Annotated in this window: 13 protein-coding genes; 4 read left to right on the top strand and 9 right to left on the bottom strand. The window is 65.6% G+C overall.

Going from position 1 to position 17,109, the window contains the following annotated elements; all coding sequences use genetic code 11:
- The first annotated feature begins 6 nt into the window (after positions 1 to 6).
- The gene (locus TSO221_RS20595; protein ID WP_109120397.1) at positions 7 to 4,029 is read left to right on the top strand and encodes a HEAT repeat domain-containing protein; all 4,023 of its coding nucleotides are present in this window, start codon (positions 7 to 9) and stop codon (positions 4,027 to 4,029) included.
- 35 nt (positions 4,030 to 4,064) lie between these two features.
- Here the strand turns inward: TSO221_RS20595 and TSO221_RS20590 are convergent, their stop codons facing one another.
- The 3 genes from TSO221_RS20590 to TSO221_RS20580 are packed head-to-tail and all read right to left on the bottom strand — an operon-like array spanning position 4,065 to position 5,955.
- Positions 4,065 to 4,805, bottom strand: a complete 741-nt coding sequence (locus TSO221_RS20590) for an SDR family oxidoreductase (RefSeq protein WP_109120396.1) — start codon at positions 4,803 to 4,805, stop codon at positions 4,065 to 4,067.
- 24 nt (positions 4,806 to 4,829) lie between these two features.
- A complete protein-coding gene (locus TSO221_RS20585; RefSeq protein WP_109120395.1) occupies positions 4,830 to 5,525 on the bottom strand; it encodes a DUF2161 family putative PD-(D/E)XK-type phosphodiesterase in 696 nt (231 codons plus the stop codon).
- Between the two features lies 1 nt (position 5,526).
- The gene (locus TSO221_RS20580) at positions 5,527 to 5,955 is read right to left on the bottom strand and encodes a GNAT family N-acetyltransferase (RefSeq protein ID WP_109120394.1); all 429 of its coding nucleotides are present in this window, start codon (positions 5,953 to 5,955) and stop codon (positions 5,527 to 5,529) included.
- A gap of 221 nt (positions 5,956 to 6,176) precedes the next feature.
- Here TSO221_RS20580 and TSO221_RS20575 point away from each other — a divergent pair, with 221 nt between their 5' ends.
- Entirely contained in the window at positions 6,177 to 6,482 is a 306-nt protein-coding gene (locus tag TSO221_RS20575; RefSeq protein ID WP_109120393.1) for a cytosolic protein, read from the top strand.
- A 99-nt stretch (positions 6,483 to 6,581) separates the two neighbouring features.
- Here the strand turns inward: TSO221_RS20575 and scpA are convergent, their stop codons facing one another.
- The 3 genes from scpA to TSO221_RS20560 form a co-directional block, all read right to left on the bottom strand.
- The gene (gene scpA, locus TSO221_RS20570) at positions 6,582 to 8,735 is read right to left on the bottom strand and encodes a methylmalonyl-CoA mutase (RefSeq protein WP_109120392.1); all 2,154 of its coding nucleotides are present in this window, start codon (positions 8,733 to 8,735) and stop codon (positions 6,582 to 6,584) included.
- 106 nt (positions 8,736 to 8,841) lie between these two features.
- Positions 8,842 to 10,839: an acetyl-CoA carboxylase biotin carboxylase subunit gene (gene accC / locus TSO221_RS20565; protein WP_109120391.1), complete on the bottom strand. Its 1,998-nt coding sequence runs from the start codon at positions 10,837 to 10,839 to the stop codon at positions 8,842 to 8,844.
- 17 nt (positions 10,840 to 10,856) lie between these two features.
- Positions 10,857 to 12,389, bottom strand: a complete 1,533-nt coding sequence (locus TSO221_RS20560; RefSeq protein ID WP_109120390.1) for an acyl-CoA carboxylase subunit beta — start codon at positions 12,387 to 12,389, stop codon at positions 10,857 to 10,859.
- Between the two features lie 193 nt (positions 12,390 to 12,582).
- On the opposite strand from TSO221_RS20560, the gene TSO221_RS20555 reads away from it, so the two are divergent.
- Positions 12,583 to 14,037 (top strand): short-chain fatty acyl-CoA regulator family protein, encoded by a 1,455-nt coding sequence (locus TSO221_RS20555; RefSeq protein WP_109120389.1) that lies wholly within the window; start codon positions 12,583 to 12,585, stop codon positions 14,035 to 14,037.
- 86 nt (positions 14,038 to 14,123) lie between these two features.
- Positions 14,124 to 15,557 (top strand): glycosyltransferase, encoded by a 1,434-nt coding sequence (locus TSO221_RS20550; protein WP_109120388.1) that lies wholly within the window; start codon positions 14,124 to 14,126, stop codon positions 15,555 to 15,557.
- Here TSO221_RS20550 and TSO221_RS20545 read toward each other — a convergent pair.
- From TSO221_RS20545 to TSO221_RS20535, 3 genes are all read right to left on the bottom strand, one after another.
- Positions 15,520 to 16,005, bottom strand: a complete 486-nt coding sequence (locus tag TSO221_RS20545; protein WP_158284159.1) for a prepilin peptidase — start codon at positions 16,003 to 16,005, stop codon at positions 15,520 to 15,522. The two genes, TSO221_RS20550 and TSO221_RS20545, sit on opposite strands and share 38 nt — an antisense overlap.
- Before the next feature lie 242 nt (positions 16,006 to 16,247).
- Positions 16,248 to 16,481: a hypothetical protein gene (locus tag TSO221_RS20540; protein ID WP_109120386.1), complete on the bottom strand. Its 234-nt coding sequence runs from the start codon at positions 16,479 to 16,481 to the stop codon at positions 16,248 to 16,250.
- Positions 16,481 to 17,107 (bottom strand): NapC/NirT family cytochrome c, encoded by a 627-nt coding sequence (locus TSO221_RS20535; protein ID WP_109120385.1) that lies wholly within the window; start codon positions 17,105 to 17,107, stop codon positions 16,481 to 16,483. The genes TSO221_RS20540 and TSO221_RS20535 overlap by 1 nt, the downstream gene beginning before the upstream one ends.
- Positions 17,108 to 17,109 lie beyond the last annotated feature (2 nt).

The following is a 17,109-nucleotide window of genomic DNA, read 5'->3' as shown; positions in this document are numbered from 1 at the left end:
TTGGTCATGAATAACAAGGTGCACCTGATAGCCGCGGTCGCGGCGGCATTGCTCGTAGCCATTACGGTCCTGGATGTCGGCAAGGGCGCCTTGGAAGGCGGCATGGCTGTGGTGGAATTCCTGCGAGATAGCAGCATTATTGACCTGTCGGGAACACCAGGCGGAAACACCATCGTATTGGTGGCTATCGTTTTATTCATCGCCATCATGGCAATAATCCTCGTTCGCCTCGTGAAGGGCAGTGGGAAAGACAACGAACTGCCGTCCGGGCGTGCTGACGCGGCCGGCGACATGACCGACGTCCGCCGCCGCTACCTGCAACACATGAAGCGCGAGGTCGAGAACAGGCTCAACGCCTCGATTCATCACGCGCTTCTGCTCAGCCTCAACATGGACGAACGCTCCGACGTCACGAATCCCTGGCACTACCCGGAAAGCATGAGCGGGAGCGGCCACGCATTCTCAACTTTTCAGGAGGCCTACGAACATTTTGATCGCCGACTCCTTCTCTTCGGGGCGCCGGGATCCGGCAAAAGCACGACTCTGCTGATTTTTGCCCGCGACCTGATCGCGCGGGCGCTGGCCGACGATTCCGCCCCTGTGCCGATCTTGGAAAGCCTGTCGCGCTTTCAGAGCGTCCTCATCCAGGAAAAGGCCGGGCGATTCCACACCAACCGGGCTCCGAAAGAAAACAGGGGCAAGTTGCAACAGGACGAGACACCAAAGGAAGATCCGGCAACCGACCTCACGATCCAGAACCGAATCGCATTCCTGGTGGGATCCCTCCGGGTTCCGGCCCTCTCGCCCGCCGTAGTCGACAGTTGGATCGAAAGAGGCTCGGTGGTTCTCCTGCTCGACGGCTTGGACGAGATCAGCGACCGTTTCCTTCCGATGTTCGCTGAGTATCTAAACAATACGCTGCTGGCCCGGCACTCACAGCTTCCAACCGTCGTGGCGTCCCGGCTCATCGAGTACCAGCCGCTGGAGCACGGCAACGACACGAAGTTGCGGCTCACCGGCGCGGTGACCTTGCAGCCGTTGCGCGACGAACAGGTCACCGCGTATCTGGTCAAGGCGGGCGCCGACGCGTTGAGCGAAGGACTGGCCGACGACAAGGCGCTGACCGAACTGGCGCGAAACCCATTGACCCTGAGCATGATGGCGCTGGCCTACCGCGGCATGGAGCGCTCCGAGATCGGCAAGGAATTGCCACTGCATGAGCGGCGCCTCAGCCTGTTCGACAACTTCATCGACCGCATGATGCAGCGCGAGGCCTTCCGGAAGGCCAACCGCCATTGGAACCCGAACTCACGGGAGACACTGGCGACGCACTACTCCCGGGACGAGGTCAACCACTACCTTGCCAACCTCGCCATCGCGCTGAGCGAACGGGCTCAGGTTCGGTTCTCCGGACGCAAGATCGGGGGTTTCTTCCTCACCCCGAAACACACCTCGAGCAGCGCTCCAAACGAAATCTTCTTGCCGGCGGCTCTGCTGCTCGCCACCGCCCTGGGCGTGGCCGCGAGTGGAATCCAAGCCATTGCGGGAGGGCTGGACGGCAGCATCCTCTACCCCCCTCCAATTGCGGTGCTCTGTGCCCTCAGCATATATGCCGCAGACGAGGATAACCTCCCCTGGCTTCCACCTTGGGCTTCTCAAACTGCGCTCTACGCCATCCGCGGAGCGCTGATCATAGGCGCCCTTGCCGTGATCGGCACCGTTGGCAACGCTGCGGCCCGACTGTTCGGCAGCCCTTCCGATGTCGCAGCACTGTCTGCGCTAGCAACGGCATCGTTGCTGACGATGGCCTTCATGCCTAAAGACATGCCGAATGACGTGCCTCGGCGTCTACGGCGTATGTACGCCGTGGCCCGATGGATTCGCTGCGTCGCCCTACCAGTTGTTGGCGCCAGTGTGGCCGCGGCTCTTTTCCCCGACCACGGATGGCTGGCGGCGGCGGCGGCGGGGTGCCTCATTACCCTGGCTCAGGTGGCGCTCGAAGCTCCAGACGAGCGTCTCATTGCCGGCTTGGTGTGTAGCGCGGCGTTCGGCTTGGGCGCCTTCATCGGTTGGTTGATGGATTGGTACTTCGGACCGTTTCCGCCGCTCTACGATACCGCGATGCTCGCCATGCTGCTCGGAGCGCTGGCAATCATTGGCGACGTAGGACTGTTCGCCGCTGGCGCAGCTGTCGCTGTTGCCACCCTCACAGCCAGCGCCGCCGCAGCAATGGCGGCAGCATGGGTCGTTCTGCTTTTCGTATTATCCGTTCGACGGAACAGCACTCATAGCAAGCAAGCAAGCCTCAACACCGCAGCAAAGCTATGGCTTAAAATCCGTCGCACCATACCTTGGCAAACACAACTATTTTTTGATTATTCTTGCCACACACTTTTATTGCGAAAAATCGAGGATGACTATGAATTCATACATATTATTTTGAGAAATCATTTCGCCGTTCGAGAACTGACAGCAACCCTAAGCACAAGCCATGGTAGTGAACGTATAAATATTATGCAAAAATTGGCACTGCAGGGTGTTGCCTCCTTCGACACCATCGTGGAATTAACCCGTAACGAGGATCCGAAACTGCGCGCCCAAGCGGTTTCTCTTCTGGTGAAAATTCCATCACCAGACCGCCCCAAAATGCTGTTGCACGTCTTACGCTCGGAGCCGGATAGCAAGATCAGGATTCTCATAGCCGACGCATTTGATCGACTTGAATACAAAGAAAGACACAAACTTTCCATGGAATTCCTAAATGACAACGCAGCAAAAATTCGCGCAGCCGGCCTTATTCAACTTAATAAGATAGGAATGTATTGCGGAGATGAAATTATAATCAGACTTTTCGAAGACAGTGATGATTATTTATTTGATATTGCGTTAACTCACTTTGCGAACGCAAGATTTGGTAATACTTTATTTGCTCCACAAAAAGATATATCTACGCCAATTAAAGAAAAATTCGGGAGAAAAATATTTGCTGCAATAAATAGAATGATTAATTCTAAAGAAATTGATGACAAATTGTCCGCAATAAAAATTGCGAACGACCTTTTTCCGGAGAGATTGCCCGATTTGCTGGAGATATGTTTCCGGGATACCGCCGAAAAAGTCAGAAGAGCGACCACGTATGCTTACATAAACATTTCGCCTGACATAAGCGTCCCGGCCGTCATTCAGGCCTGCAACGACACGAACGCCCACGTTCGAATGGCGGCTGTCTCCACGATGCAGAGCATTATAAAGAAACTTATCTTAAAGACACACAATCATGATAGCGATCACCAGGCACTCACCCGCGCCTTACAAACATCGCTCACTGAGCGCCTAAAGGATCAAGACCCGATGGTGCGCGCTGATGCACTCAAAAGCTTGCAGCACCTTCCAGACATCGATCAGAACGCCGTCTTGTGCGACGCCTTGTCCGATGCGGATCAGCGTGTTCGCGCCTCGGCGCTTGAAGAGGTCGGCACACGCTCCCTGCACGTGTTCTTCCAGAAAGCCTATGAGTTGATGGGCGACAAGCACTGTTGGAAGCAAGCTGCCGACGCTGTGGCAGCGACAGTTACACCCGACAAGATCGATGGGTTGATCGAGGCTCTGAAGACAACGAGATCCCGTTGGCGGCAGTGCGCCCTTGCTCACGCGCTCGGCCAACTCAAAGCGGAGCAGGCCGTTCCCACACTGGAACGTTTGACAATGCGGCAGTGCCGTTGGCGGCGCCTCCTCCTGTTTCTGGCGCTCGGAGCCGATGCCGTCGGCAACAATGCAACCGATACGCGGCTGCAGCTGTACATGGAGGCGCTCTCTAAAATTGGCAAAGAATCGTCATTTGCAACTTTTGCAACATTGCTCAAACACCCATCGGCAAGTGTCCGGGGAACTGCCGTCAAAGCGCTGGAAAACTTCAAACACGAAAGAGCAGGCGAGCTGCTGGAGGACGCCACGCGGGACGAGGACGACGGCGTATCCCGCAGTGCCCGCCTTGCACTCCAAACATTCAACATGACGGCGAAACGGTAACCACGGACCGGACGCAGCAGATGTTGGAAAGGACCTTACCGCCCCCCGCTCACGTTCAGCACCGCCCCGGTCACGTACGACGCGGCGTCCGACAGCAGCCACAGGATCGCCTCCGCCGTCTCCTCCGCCGTGCCCGGCCGGCCGATGGGCGGCGAGGTGGCGAACTTGTCGAGCCGGCTGCCCACCCCCGGAATCATCTGGATGTCGGTGTCGATCAGCCCCGGCCGCACGGCGTTGACCCGGACGCCTTCCTTGGCCACCTCGCGCGCCAGGCCGATGGTCAGGCTGTCGATGGCCCCTTTGCTCGCCGCGTAGGTGACGAACTCGCCCGGCGAGCCCAGTTCGGCCGCCATGGAACCGAGGTTGACGATCGCCCCGCCCGTCCCTCCGTGCCGGGTGGACAGCCGTTTCACCGCTTCGCGGCAGCACAGGATGCTGCCCATCACGTTGATCTCCACCGTGCGCCGCAGCCCGTCCACGTCCGCCTCGTCCAGCCGGCCGTACGGCCCGACGATGCCGGCGCTGTTGACCAGCGCTGCCAGCGGCCCCAGCCGTTCCGCCGCCTCGAACAGGGCGCACACGTCCGCCTCGGCGGCCACGTCGCCCTGGAATGCTTCGGCCACGCCGCCGGCGTCGTGGATGGCGCGGACGGTGGCCTCGGCCGCCGCAGCGTTGGACGCGTAGTTCACCGCCACCGCGTACCCGCGCTGCGCCCCCAACCGCGCCACCGCGGCGCCGATGCCGCGGCTGCCGCCCGTCACGATCAGCGTCGCCATGCCCCGTCCCTCCCTTGGCCTTGCTTATGCGTCCTCCAGAGCATAGGCGAAGATGGCGATCCCCTGAACCCCGCCTTCCGACACATGGTAGGTGCTGCGCTCGACCCGCTCGAACCAGCCGTAGACGTCCTGCTGGAGGATCTTCGCCACGTCGGCCGGCGCGCCCGCCGCGCGCAGCGCCTTCAGCGTCATCGGCCCCCCGGCGTGCAGCAGCCGGGCGCAGCGCAACGCGTCCTGCCGGTACGCCGTCACGATGGGCACGCGGGTCGAGCCGCCGCGGTTCGGGTCGCCGGCCCGCCGCGCGTGCTCGCCGAGCAGCCGGGTGGCGCGCTTCCTGTCCTTGCGCGGGGTGTAGGGCACGGGGTCGAGCAGCACCTCCACCCGGTGCCGCTCGCTGCGCGCCGGATCGACGATCAGCAGCCCGAGGCCGAGGCGGCGGCACAGCTTCTTCACGTTGGAATCATACGGCGACGGGCCGGAGGCGCGGCGGCCCGGCTGCGGCACGGCGAGATAGACGGCGTCCGTTACCGCCAGCCGGTCCACGCCCTGCAACAGCAGTTCCAGCGTGAAGCGCTTCTTCAGTTCGACGATCACCGGCGGCTCCTCGCCGCGCACGGCCACGAGGTCGCAGCTGTGGATCTCCGCCTTCACCACATAGCCCTGGCCCTCCAGGAAGGCCTTCACCGGGGCGTACAACTCGGTTTCCGCGGCGATCGGCACGTCAGAGCGCCTTGCGCAGCCAGATCAGGCGATGGCCCGGCGGGTAGTCCTCGATCTCGCCACATGGTTCGTAGCCGTGCCCGGCGTAGAAGCCCGGCGCCTGGAAGCTGTAGGTGTTGAGCCGCGACCAGCGGCAGCCGCGGCGCCGCGCTTCGTCCTCCGCCGCGCGCAGCAGGCGCGAGCCGAGGCCGGAGCGGCGCTGTTCCTCGGCCACCCAAAGGTAATCGACGTACAGCCACTGCCACTGGGTGAAGCCGGTGATGCCGCCGGCCAGCGCGCCGTCCGGCGCGTGCGCGGCGACCATCAGGGACTGCCGGTCGAAGGCGCCGGCGTGCACCTCGTTGTACGCACGCAGGCCATCGAACAGCTGGTCGGCCACGGCGGGATCGATCTGGTCGGCGACGGTGAGGGGCAGGCTGTCGGAAGGCATTCGGACTGGAGGCCTTGTCACGTCTGGAAAGCGGCAGAAGTCTAGAGGGAGGAAGCAGGAGCCACAACGGCAGACCGCCGGGCAAACCCAAAAGGAAGGCCCCACTTTCAGCAAGGCTGTCCGAGCAACATATTGATCATGCGGGCGCTTCAAGACGGTCCGCCCTGCGCATCCGGGCGTGGACGCGAAGCTCCACGCCCGCCGTCACGGCGAGGTGGGTGATGCACGCGTTCTTCCTGCTTACGGGCAGCGGCCCTCTGGTCATCCTGTCCTCCTACGAGTCGGTCGAGGACCGCCAACTCCTCAGGAAACTGGCGACCAAGGGGATCGACAAGTTCCTTGCCTACGAGTTGCCGCTGTCCCTGGTGAAGCAGCGGTACGCCCGGCATTTCGACGCCGTGTGCCAGGACCTGCAGCAGACGGACGACCTGCGGGTGCTGGACTACAACGGCCAGCGGGCCATGCATCTGTTCCACTTCCGCGAAATGGGAACGCCGATCGCCCACGAACCCGAAACGACCCATTGAGCTTAAAAAGAAAGGCGCCTCGCGGCGCCTTCCAGGGGTCCAGGGGGCTCTCGCCCCCTGGCGCAGAGTGCTGAGGGCGCGCAGCCCTCAGCCCTTATCTCACGCGGCCAGCTTCTGCTTGCGCAGGATGCCGATGATCTCGGCCGCCGCCTTCGGGATGTTGGTGCCCGGCCCGTAGATGGCCGACACGCCGGACTTGTAGAGGTAATCGTAGTCCTGCGGCGGGATGACGCCGCCGCACACCACCAGGATGTCGCCGGCGCCCTGCTTGCGCAGCTCCTCGATCAGCTGCGGCACCAGCGTCTTGTGGCCGGCGGCCTGCGACGACACGCCGATGACGTGCACGTCGTTCTCGATGGCCTGACGGGCGGCCTCCTCCGGGGTCTGGAACAGCGGTCCGATGTCCACGTCGAAGCCGATGTCGGCGAAGGAGGTGGCGATCACCTTGGCGCCGCGGTCGTGGCCGTCCTGGCCCATCTTGACGACCAGGATGCGCGGACGGCGGCCCTCCTCGGCGGCGAAGGCGTCGATGTCGTCCTGGATCGCCTTGAAGGCGGCGTCGCCCTCGTAGGCGGCGCCATAGACGCCGGACACCGAGCGGATGTGGGCGACGTGGCGGGTAAACACCGTTTCCAGCGCGTCGGAGATCTCGCCCACCGTGGCGCGGGCGCGGGTCGCCTTGACGGCAAGGTCGAGCAGGTTGCCGGACTTCTCCGCGGCGGCCTTGGTCAGGGCCTCCAGCGCGGCGCGGCAGGCGGCCTCGTCGCGGGTGGAGCGCACCGTCTGGAGGCGGGCGATCTGCGCCTCGCGCACCGCGGTGTTGTCGATGTCGAGGACGTCCACGCCCTCCGGGTTCTCCGGACGGTACTTGTTGACGCCGACGATCACCTCCTCGCCGCGGTCGATGCGGGCCTGACGGCGGGCGGCGGCCTCCTCGATCAGCAGCTTGGGCATGCCGGACTCGACGGCCTTGGTCATGCCGCCCATTTCCTCAACCTTGTTGATGAGGTCGAGCGCCGCGTCGGCGAGGCTGTGCGTCAGGTTCTCGATGTAGTAGGAGCCGCCCAGCGGATCGACGACGTTGGTGACGCCGGTCTCCTCGGCGATGATCAGCTGCGTGTTGCGGGCGATGCGGGCGGAGAACTTGGTCGGCAGGCCCAGCGCCTCGTCGAAGGCGTTGGTGTGCAGCGACTGCGTGCCGCCCAGCACCGCCGCCAACGCCTCGATGGCGGTGCGGATGACGTTGTTGTAGGGGTCCTGCTCGGTCAGCGAGACGCCCGAGGTCTGGCAGTGCGTGCGCAGCGCCAGCGAGCGGGCGTCCTTGGGCTGGAACTTCTCCTGCATCAGGCGCGCCCACAGCAGGCGGGCGGCGCGCAGCTTGGCGATCTCCATGAAGAAGTTCATGCCGATCGAGAAGAAGAACGACAGGCGCGGCGCGAACTTGTCCACGGGCAGGCCCTTGGACATGGCGGCGCGCACGTACTCCAGGCCGTCGGCGATGGTGAAGGCCAGCTCCTGCACCGCGGTCGCCCCGGCCTCCTGCATGTGGTAGCCGGAGATCGAGATCGAGTTGAACTTCGGCATGTTGAGCGCCGTGTACTCGATGATGTCCGCGATGATCCGCATCGAAGGCTCGGGCGGATAGATGTAGGTGTTGCGGACCATGAACTCCTTGAGGATGTCGTTCTGGATGGTGCCGGACAGCTTGTCCTGGCTCACCCCCTGCTCCTCGGCAGCGACGATGTAGCCGGCCAGGATCGGCAGGACGGCGCCGTTCATGGTCATGGAGACGGACATCTTGTCGAGCGGGATGCCGTCGAACAGGATCTTCATGTCCTCGACGCTGTCGATCGCCACGCCGGCCTTGCCGACGTCGCCGACCACGCGCGGGTGGTCGCTGTCGTAGCCGCGGTGGGTGGCGAGGTCGAAGGCCACCGACAGGCCCATCTGACCGGCCTTCAGGTTGGCGCGGTAGAAGGCGTTGGACTCCTCGGCGGTCGAGAAGCCGGCGTACTGGCGGATGGTCCAGGGCCGGTGCGCGTACATGGTGGCGCGCGGGCCGCGGGTGAACGGCGCAAAGCCCGGCAGGCTGTCGGTCTCCAGCCCGTCCAGGTCGGAGGCCGTGTAGAGCGGCTTGACGTCCAGGCCTTCCGGCGTGTGCCAGGTCAGGTCCGACAGCTTGCCGCCGGCGCCGATGTCCTTGGCGGCGAGGGCCTCCCAGTCGGCCATGGTCTTCTTCGGAAAGTCGGACATGCAATGCCTCCAAGAATTCCTTGCGGGGACCTTGCCCCCACCCTCCCGCTCTGCAAGCGGGTCCCTCCCTCCCCCGCCAGGGGGCGAGGGAGGGGAGATTAGCAGATCACGCGAACTCGATGATCTTCTGGTCCACGGCCAGGCTGCTGCCCGGCGTGGCGTGCAGCTTGGACACCGTGCCGTCCTGCGCGGCGCGCAGGATGTTCTCCATCTTCATCGCCTCGACGACGGCCAGCACCTCGCCGGCCTTCACGTCCTGGCCCTCGCTCACCGCCAGCGAGACCAGTAGGCCCGGCATCGGCGACAGCAGGAACTTCGACATGTCCGGCGGCAGCTTCTCCGGCATCAGCGCGTCCAGCGCCGCGGCCTTCGGGGTCAGCACCTTGACGTTGGCCTGGGCGCCGGAGTGGAACAGCCGGTAGCCGACGCCGACGCGGTCAACCTGCACGCAGACGTGTGCGCCGTTCACAGTGCCGCGGAACAGCGGCTGGCCGATCTTCCAGTCGCTGCGCACCGCGTGGTGCGCGCCCGCGATGTCCACGCCGTAGGAGACGGCCGCGTCGCCGGCCTCCGGATCGACGTGCACCGGGTGCTGTGTGCCGTCCAGCACCACCACCCAGTCGCTGCGGACGTGGGTCTTGTTGCCGGGCATCTTGCCGCTGATCAGGATGTCGCGGTCGTTGAGGCAGCGGTGGATCACCGCGGCGACCGAGATCAGGATCGCCGGGTCCTCCGGCGGCAGGTCGGCGGCGTGGAAGCCGTTCGGGTATTCCTCGGCGATGAAGTTGGTGGTCAGCCGGCCGTCCACGAAGCGCTGGCTCGCCATCAGCGAGGCCAGGAACGGGATGTTGTGGCTGACGCCGCGGATGTAATACTGGTCGAGTGCCTCGCGCATGCGGGCGATGGCCTCGTCGCGCGTCGGAGCCCACGTGCACAGCTTGGCGATCATCGGATCGTAGAACATCGAGATCTCGCCGCCCTCGTACACGCCGGTATCGACGCGCACGCTGGAGTCCTCGGCCGGCGGCTGGTAGTGGGTCAGGCGGCCGGTCGAGGGCAGGAAGTTGCGGAACGGATCCTCGGCGTAGACACGGGCCTCGAGAGCCCAGCCGTTGAGCTTCACGTCGTCCTGCTTGATTGCCAGCTTCTCGCCCGCCGCGACGCGGATCATCTGCTCGACGAGGTCGAGGCCGGTGATCAGCTCGGTGACCGGGTGCTCCACCTGGAGGCGGGTGTTCATCTCCAGGAAGTAGAAGTTGCGCTCGGCGTCGACGATGAACTCGACGGTGCCGGCCGACTTGTACTGCACGGCGTTGGCCAGGGCGACGGCCTGCTCGCCCATCGCCTTGCGGGTGGCGGCGTCGAGGAACGGCGACGGCGCCTCCTCGATGACCTTCTGGTGGCGGCGCTGGATCGAGCACTCGCGCTCGCCGAGATACAGCGCGGTGCCCTGGCCGTCGGCCAGCACCTGGATCTCGATGTGGCGCGGCTGCTGGATGTACTTCTCGACGAAGACGCGGTCGTCGGCGAAGGAGGAGCGCGCCTCGTTCTTGGCCGACTGGTAGCCCTCGCGGGCCTCCTCGTCGTTCCAGGCCACGCGCATGCCCTTGCCGCCGCCGCCGGCCGAGGCCTTGATCATCACTGGGTAGCCGATGTCGCGGGCGATGGCGACCGCGTCGGTGTCGGTCTCGATGACGCCGAGGTAGCCGGGCACGGTCGACACGCCGGCCTCCTTGGCCAGCTTCTTCGACTCGATCTTGTCGCCCATCGCCTGGATGGCGTGCGCGTCCGGGCCGATGAAGGCGATACCGGCCTTGGCCAGCGCCTCCTGGAACTCGCGCTTCTCCGACAGGAAGCCGTAGCCAGGGTGCACGGCCTGGGCGCCGGTCTTCTTGCAGGCATCGACGATGCGGTCGATCAGCAGGTAGCTCTGCGCCGACGGCGGCGGGCCGATGTGCACGGCCTCGTCGGCCATCTCGACGTGCAGCGCGTTCTTGTCCGCATCCGAATAGACCGCGACCGTCTTGATCCCTAAGCGGCGGCAGGTCTTGATGACGCGGCAGGCGATCTCGCCACGGTTGGCGATGAGAATCTTGGAGAACATGGGACGCCTACCTCACGTCAGAGCGGGATGTTGTCATGCTTGCGCCACGGGTTCTCCAGCTGCTTGTTGCGCAGCATGGCGAGCGCGTGGCACAGCCGCCGGCGGGTGCCGTGCGGGCGGATGACGTCGTCGATGTAGCCGCGCGAGGCCGCGACGAACGGGTTGGCGAACTTCTGCCGGTATTCCTCGGTGCGCGCCTCGATCTTGGCCGGGTCGCCCAGGTCGGAGCGGAAGATGATCTCCACCGCGCCCTTCGGGCCCATCACCGCGATCTCCGCCGACGGCCAGGCGTAGTTGACGTCGCCGCGCAGGTGCTTGGACGACATCACGTCGTAGGCACCGCCGTACGCCTTGCGGGTGATCACGGTGACCTTGGGAACCGTGCACTCGGCGTAGGCGAACAGCAGCTTAGCGCCGTGCTTGATGATGCCGCCGTACTCCTGCGCGGTGCCCGGCATGAAGCCGGGGACGTCCACGAAGGTGACGATCGGGATGTTGAAGGCGTCGCAGAAGCGCACGAAGCGCGCGGCCTTCTTCGAGCTGTCGATGTCCAGGCAGCCGGCCAGCACCATCGGCTGGTTGGCGACGAAGCCGACGGTCGAGCCGTTCATGCGGCCGAAGCCGATGATGATGTTCTTGGCGAAGTCGGGCTGGATCTCGAAGAAGTCGCCCTCGTCCACGACCTTCAGGATCAGCTCCTTCATGTCGTAGGGTTTGTTGGGGTTCTCCGGGATCAGCGTGTCGAGCGAGAACTCCTCGCGCTCGATGGCGTCGGTGCAGGGGCGCTCCGGCGCCTTCTCGCGGTTGTTGGCCGGCAGGAAGTCGATGAAGCGGCGCAGCTGCAGGATCGCCTCGACGTCGTTCTCGAAGGCGTGGTCGGACACGCCCGACTTGGACGAGTGGGTGACGGCGCCGCCCAGCTCCTCGGCGGTGACGACCTCGTGGGTGACGGTCTTCACCACGTCCGGACCGGTCACGAACATGTAGGACGAGTCCTTCACCATGAAGATGAAGTCCGTCATGGCCGGCGAGTACACCGCGCCGCCGGCGCACGGGCCCATGATCATGGAGATCTGCGGGATGACGCCCGAGGCCAGCACGTTGCGCTGGAACACCTCGGCGTAGCCGCCGAGCGAGGCCACACCCTCCTGGATGCGGGCACCGCCGGAATCGTTCAGGCCGATCACCGGAGCCCCGGCCTTCATGGCCATGTCCATGATCTTGCAGATCTTCTCGGCGTGCGCCTCGGACAGCGAGCCGCCGAACACCGTGAAGTCCTGGCTGAAGATGAAGATCAGCCGGCCGTTGACGGTGCCGTGGCCGATGACCACGCCGTCGCCCGGCACCTTCTGGCCTTCCATGCCGAAGTCGGTGCAGCGGTGTTCGACGAACATGTCGAACTCCTCGAACGAGCCCTCATCGACCAGCAACTCGATGCGCTCGCGGGCGGTGAGCTTGCCCTTGGCGTGCTGCGACGCGATGCGCTTCTCGCCACCGCCCTGGCGCGCACCGGCGCGCATGGCTTCCAACCTGGCCAGGATTTCCTGCATTCCGCGTTTCCCACTTGAACGAAGCCGGACACCTTGGGTGCCCCAGTCTGAATTGGGGCGATTATTCACAAAGTTCGCAACGCTGCAATCCGCCTGAAACTTAGGCACGGTCGAAATAGTGCGAACTTGCAAAAAACTTCGCGAACGCAGAGAATGGTTTGCGAAGGTTGCGAACCCGCTAAGATCCGTTCCTATGCAAAAGAAGCTCTACCTCGGATACAAGCTGCGCCGTCTGCGCGAGCAGCGCGGCATGACCCAGGCCGCCCTGGCGAAGGCCTTGGACCTGTCGCCCAGCTACCTGAATCAGCTGGAGAACAACCAGCGCCCCCTGACGCTTCCGGTGCTGCTGAAGGTCAGCGCCGTGTTCGAGGTGGAACTGAGCAGCTTCATCGAGGACGAGGAGGCGCGCCTCGTCGCCGACCTGCGCGAAGCCCTGGCCGACCCGCTGTTCGGCGGCGAGCCGCTGGCCGCAGCCGAGCTGCGCGGCGTGGTCGGCGCCTCGCCGGAGCTGGCGCGGCGGGTGCTCGGTCTGCACCAAGCCTACCAGAAGCTGACCGAGCGGGTGCAGGGCCTCGCCGATAACCTGGACGCCCAGGAGGGCGGCAGCGACCTGACGCGCGCACAGTTCCCGTACGAGGAGGTGCGCGACTACTTCCACTACTGCAACAACTATGTCGGCCCGCTGGACGAGGCGGCGGAGCGGCTGTGGGACAGCGAGAAGATCCACGCCGGCGCGCTGCTCAACGAACTGGCCGCGGTCCTGAAGCGCCGGCACGACGTGCGGGTGAAGATCGTCGCCGACGAGGGCGGCGAGACCGCCATGCGCTCCTACGACGAGGCGACCGGCACGCTGCGCCTGTCGGCGCTGCTGAACGGGCCGAGCCGCGCCTTCCACATGGCGCACCAGATCGCCCTGCTGGGCTTCCGCGACATCATCGAGGAGATCATCGGGCAGGCGAACTTCTCCAGCGAGGACGCGCGCTCGATCTGCCGGGTGGGCTTGGCCAACTACTTCGCCGGCGCATTGGTGATGCCCTACCGCGCCTTCCTGCACCAGGCGCGCGCCCTCAAGCACGACGTGGAGCAGCTGCAGAGCCGCTTCGGCGCCAGCTTCGAGCAGGTCTGCCACCGGCTGTCCACCTTGCAGCGGCCGGGGGCGCGCGGGGTGCCGTTCTACTTCGTGCGGGTCGACATGGCCGGCAACATCACCAAGCGGCATTCGGCGACGCGCTTCCACTTCGCCCGGTTCGGCGGCGCCTGCCCGCTGTGGAACGTGCACGAGGCGTTCGGCCAGCCCGGCAAGATCCTGGTGCAGTTCGCCGAGATGCCCGACCGCACCACCTACATCGGCATCGCCCGCACGGTGACCAAGCGCGGCGGCGCCTACCTGCGCCCCTCGCGGCAGTTCGCCGTCGGCCTCGGCTGCGAGGCGAGCTACGCCAACGAGTTGGTCTACGCCGCCGGCATCGACATCACCGACGTGAAGGCGGCGGTTCCCATCGGCGTCAACTGCCGCATCTGCGAGCGCATCGACTGCCAGCAGCGCGCCTTCCCGCCGATTGGGCGGGGCCTGTCGGTGGACGAGCACCACCGCAGCTTCGTGCCGTACCTGTTCACGCGCAAAGGTGCGCCGGAGGGCGTGGTCTGACGGCATTTGGATTGGAGAAAGCGGCTCGATCTGCTAAAGGTTGCACACAACCGTAAGTGCAGCCTGCCGGCAGCCGGACCATCTCCATGAGCCCCCACGATCCCACGAACGCCCCGGAAGGCCTCAGGGACTCCGCCATCACCTGCATCCGCCTTGCGGTCGGCCGGCTTGAGGAGCGGCGCCCGGCCGAGGCGCACGCGCTGATGGACATGGCGGCGCGCCGGGACCTCGACGTCGTCCTCTTCGCCGCCCTCCACGGCCCCGCCGAGATCAGGCCCATGGCGGCGGCCACCTTCGCCCTGCACCGACCGCGCGGCGGCGAGATCGGTCGCCCCTGCGCCATCTTCGGCGCCGCCGGCCTGACGCTCGATCCGGGCAAGGCCGCGCTGATCCGCACGGTCTTCGACCATGCCCAGGCCGCCTTCGAGTCCGGTGCCACGCCACCGCCGCTGCTCAGCGGCCTGTACGGCGACGCAGCGGCGGAGCCGGACCTCCCGCCCCTGCGCGTCCTGTTCGTCATGGCGCGCCACGTCGCCGCCAACCCGCTCTGCATCGAAAGCGACCTCCTGTTCCATTTCATGCGCAGCGCCGCCCGGGCCGGGCTGGAGGCGCGCGCGTTCGCCGCCGATGCGCTGATCTACGACTCACCGACGAAGCACCCATTCACCGACGGGGAGATCGCCGAGGCCCGGTGCGCCCTGGACGAGACGCTCGCGGCGTTCCGCCCCGATCTGCTGGTGTTCGAGGGCAATTTCCTGCCCACCCCGCGCACGCTCGATCCCGCGTGGCTGAGCGACGCGCGGCGGCGGCACGGCTGCCGGGTCGTCACCGTCATTCCCGATTGCTACGACCTCGCCCAGAACTGCTTCGCCGTTTGGGCGGACGCGTCCGACGCTGTCCTGGTGTTCAACGCAGAGGCGGCAAAGCCGTACCTCACCGGCCAGGACGACAAGGTGGTCCTGGCGTGCGGCCTGCCCTTCGACGAGGCGCTGTTCGCCGCCGATGGGAGCGGCAAGACCGAGGCCATGACCCTTGTGGGCACCAACGCCCGCAACCGCGGCGATCTGGTGGTGCTGCTGACCGCGTACGGCGTTCCGATCTCCGCCCGGCTGCACAACCGCCGCGCGGGGGAGGCGCCGGACATGGACGAATACGCCGCCCTCATGCGCGCCGCGAAGCTGACCTGCAACACCGGACGGGTGGAGAACAGCCGCACCCTCAGTCTCGTCACCGGCCGCTGCTTCGAGGCGATCCTGGCAAAGACCGTTCTGCTGGAGGAGATCGGCAGCCGCCTGGACGACTACTTCGTGCCGTTCGTCCACTACGTACCCTATGCGAGCGCCCACCAACTGGTGATGTTCTCGCAGTTCCTGCTGGCGCACGACGACGTCCGCGCCCGCATCGCCGAACAGGCGCACGCGTGGCACCGGGCGCACTACACCTCCGGCCGGTTCTGGCGCGCGCTTCTGGCGCGCCTCGGCCTCACCCGCGCAACAGTGCCAGATCCGGTGCCAGCATGAGCGCCGCGAGGCCGATGGCCAGTCCGTAGGGCACCGGCTCCCCGGCGCGCAGCAGGCGCGGTGCGACAATGCCGATGCCGGAAGCGGCCACCCGCGCCAGCAGCAGCAGCACGACCGCCACGCCGCCCAGCACGCCCATCAGGACCGCCAGTTCCAGCAGGTGCTCCCACCCCGCCCACAGCGCCACGGTGGTCAGCAGCTTGACGTCGCCGCCACCGGCGAGGCGCAACGCGAACAGCCCCAGTCCCACCGCGAAGACGAGCGCCGCCGCGGCGAGGTGCCACAGCCAAGGAACGCCGCCCGGCGCCAGCAGCCCCGCCACCGGGAACCCGGCGAGCAGCAGCAGCACCGTCCAGTTGGGGATCCGGTAGGACACCGCGTCCCACCCCATCGCCAGCGCCACCGGCACCACGTACCAGCCGAGCAGCAGCGCGTGCACCGACGCCATCCCCTTCTTCCCCCAGGTTCCGCCGCCCGCATCATGCCGGCCGCCCCGCCGCCCGTCCAGCATCACCCGGCGGCCGTATACGACCTTCCTCCTCGCCGATAAGGAGGGAATGTCGAAAGTCCGCGCGGAACCTCCACCGCGACCGCTGCATGGAACGGCGGGGATGGAGGGTTTCTGCGATCCTGGAACCCGGAGATCCCGACCGACCCGCGGGATGGAATGGAGAGGGGGCGAAACCTCAGTCACGCCCCGTGCTTGTGCCCATCCTTCACGTCCAGTTCCCCCTCCCTTGCCTTCCGCAACGCCTCCACCCTCTCGGCCGCCGCATCGCGCGAGTACGGCCCCTCCACGTCCATGCCGAAACGGATGTAATGCCCATCCGGGCGGTCGATGTGGGTGCCGACCGGGAGGTAGGTGTCGTCGGCGTCGTCGTTGGCGACCACCGATTTGCCGTGGATCTCGATGATGTGGGACATCAGTGGCCTCGCGTGGGCTGCTGGGATTGCGGGTCCCACTGGGCGACGCCGGTCATGTCCGGCAGGCGGTGGGCGATACCCTTGTGACAGTCTATGCACGTCATCTGCCCGGTGAACAGGTACTGCTCGTGCGCCCGCGCCGCCCGCGCCCCCTGCTTGGTGATGTCCATCGATTCCGCGCTGTGGCAGTTGCGGCATTCCAGCGAGTTGTTGGCCTTCAGCCGGTGCCATTCATGCTCCGCCAGGGTGCGGCGCAGGCTGACGAACTTCTCGCGCGTCTCGATGGAGCCGAACAGGTGGCCCCAGACCTCCTTGGAGGCCTGCATCTTGCGGGCGATCTTGTCGGTCCAGTTGTGCGGCACGTGGCAGTCCGGGCAGGTCGCCCGCACGCCGGAGCGGTTGGTGAAGTGGATGGTCTGCTTCAGCTCCTCGTAGGGGTTCGTCTGCATCTCGTGGCAGGAGATGCAGAAGGCCTCGCGGTTGGTGGCCTCCAGCGCGGTGTTGAAGCCACCCCAGAAGGCCACGCCGGCGATGAAGCCGCCCAGCGTCAGGAAGCCCAGGCTGAAGAAGGTCGCCGGCCGCGTCAGCGTGCGCCAGACGGCCAGCACCGAATCCCGCAGCGCCATGG

The sequence above is a fragment of the Azospirillum sp. TSO22-1 genome, from assembly GCF_003116015.1.
In the GTDB taxonomy this organism is placed as follows: domain Bacteria; phylum Pseudomonadota; class Alphaproteobacteria; order Azospirillales; family Azospirillaceae; genus Azospirillum.
Note: the sequence above shows the minus strand (reverse complement) of the source record. Positions and strands in the feature narration are given on the sequence as shown.

Coding starts and splice junctions, on each gene's coding strand:
- TSO221_RS20550 (WP_109120388.1), top strand. CDS start 14,124: ATGAGCCCCCACGATCCCACGAACGCCCCGGAAGGCCTCAGGGACTCC.
- TSO221_RS20555 (WP_109120389.1), top strand. CDS start 12,583: ATGCAAAAGAAGCTCTACCTCGGATACAAGCTGCGCCGTCTGCGCGAG.
- TSO221_RS20540 (WP_109120386.1), bottom strand. CDS start 16,481: ATGTCCCACATCATCGAGATCCACGGCAAATCGGTGGTCGCCAACGAC.
- TSO221_RS20535 (WP_109120385.1), bottom strand. CDS start 17,107: ATGGCGCTGCGGGATTCGGTGCTGGCCGTCTGGCGCACGCTGACGCGG.
- TSO221_RS20545 (WP_158284159.1), bottom strand. CDS start 16,005: ATGGCGTCGGTGCACGCGCTGCTGCTCGGCTGGTACGTGGTGCCGGTG.
- TSO221_RS20595 (WP_109120397.1), top strand. CDS start 7: ATGAATAACAAGGTGCACCTGATAGCCGCGGTCGCGGCGGCATTGCTC.
- TSO221_RS20580 (WP_109120394.1), bottom strand. CDS start 5,955: ATGCCTTCCGACAGCCTGCCCCTCACCGTCGCCGACCAGATCGATCCC.
- accC (WP_109120391.1), bottom strand. CDS start 10,839: ATGTTCTCCAAGATTCTCATCGCCAACCGTGGCGAGATCGCCTGCCGC.
- TSO221_RS20575 (WP_109120393.1), top strand. CDS start 6,177: ATGCACGCGTTCTTCCTGCTTACGGGCAGCGGCCCTCTGGTCATCCTG.
- TSO221_RS20590 (WP_109120396.1), bottom strand. CDS start 4,805: ATGGCGACGCTGATCGTGACGGGCGGCAGCCGCGGCATCGGCGCCGCG.
- scpA (WP_109120392.1), bottom strand. CDS start 8,735: ATGTCCGACTTTCCGAAGAAGACCATGGCCGACTGGGAGGCCCTCGCC.
- TSO221_RS20560 (WP_109120390.1), bottom strand. CDS start 12,389: ATGCAGGAAATCCTGGCCAGGTTGGAAGCCATGCGCGCCGGTGCGCGC.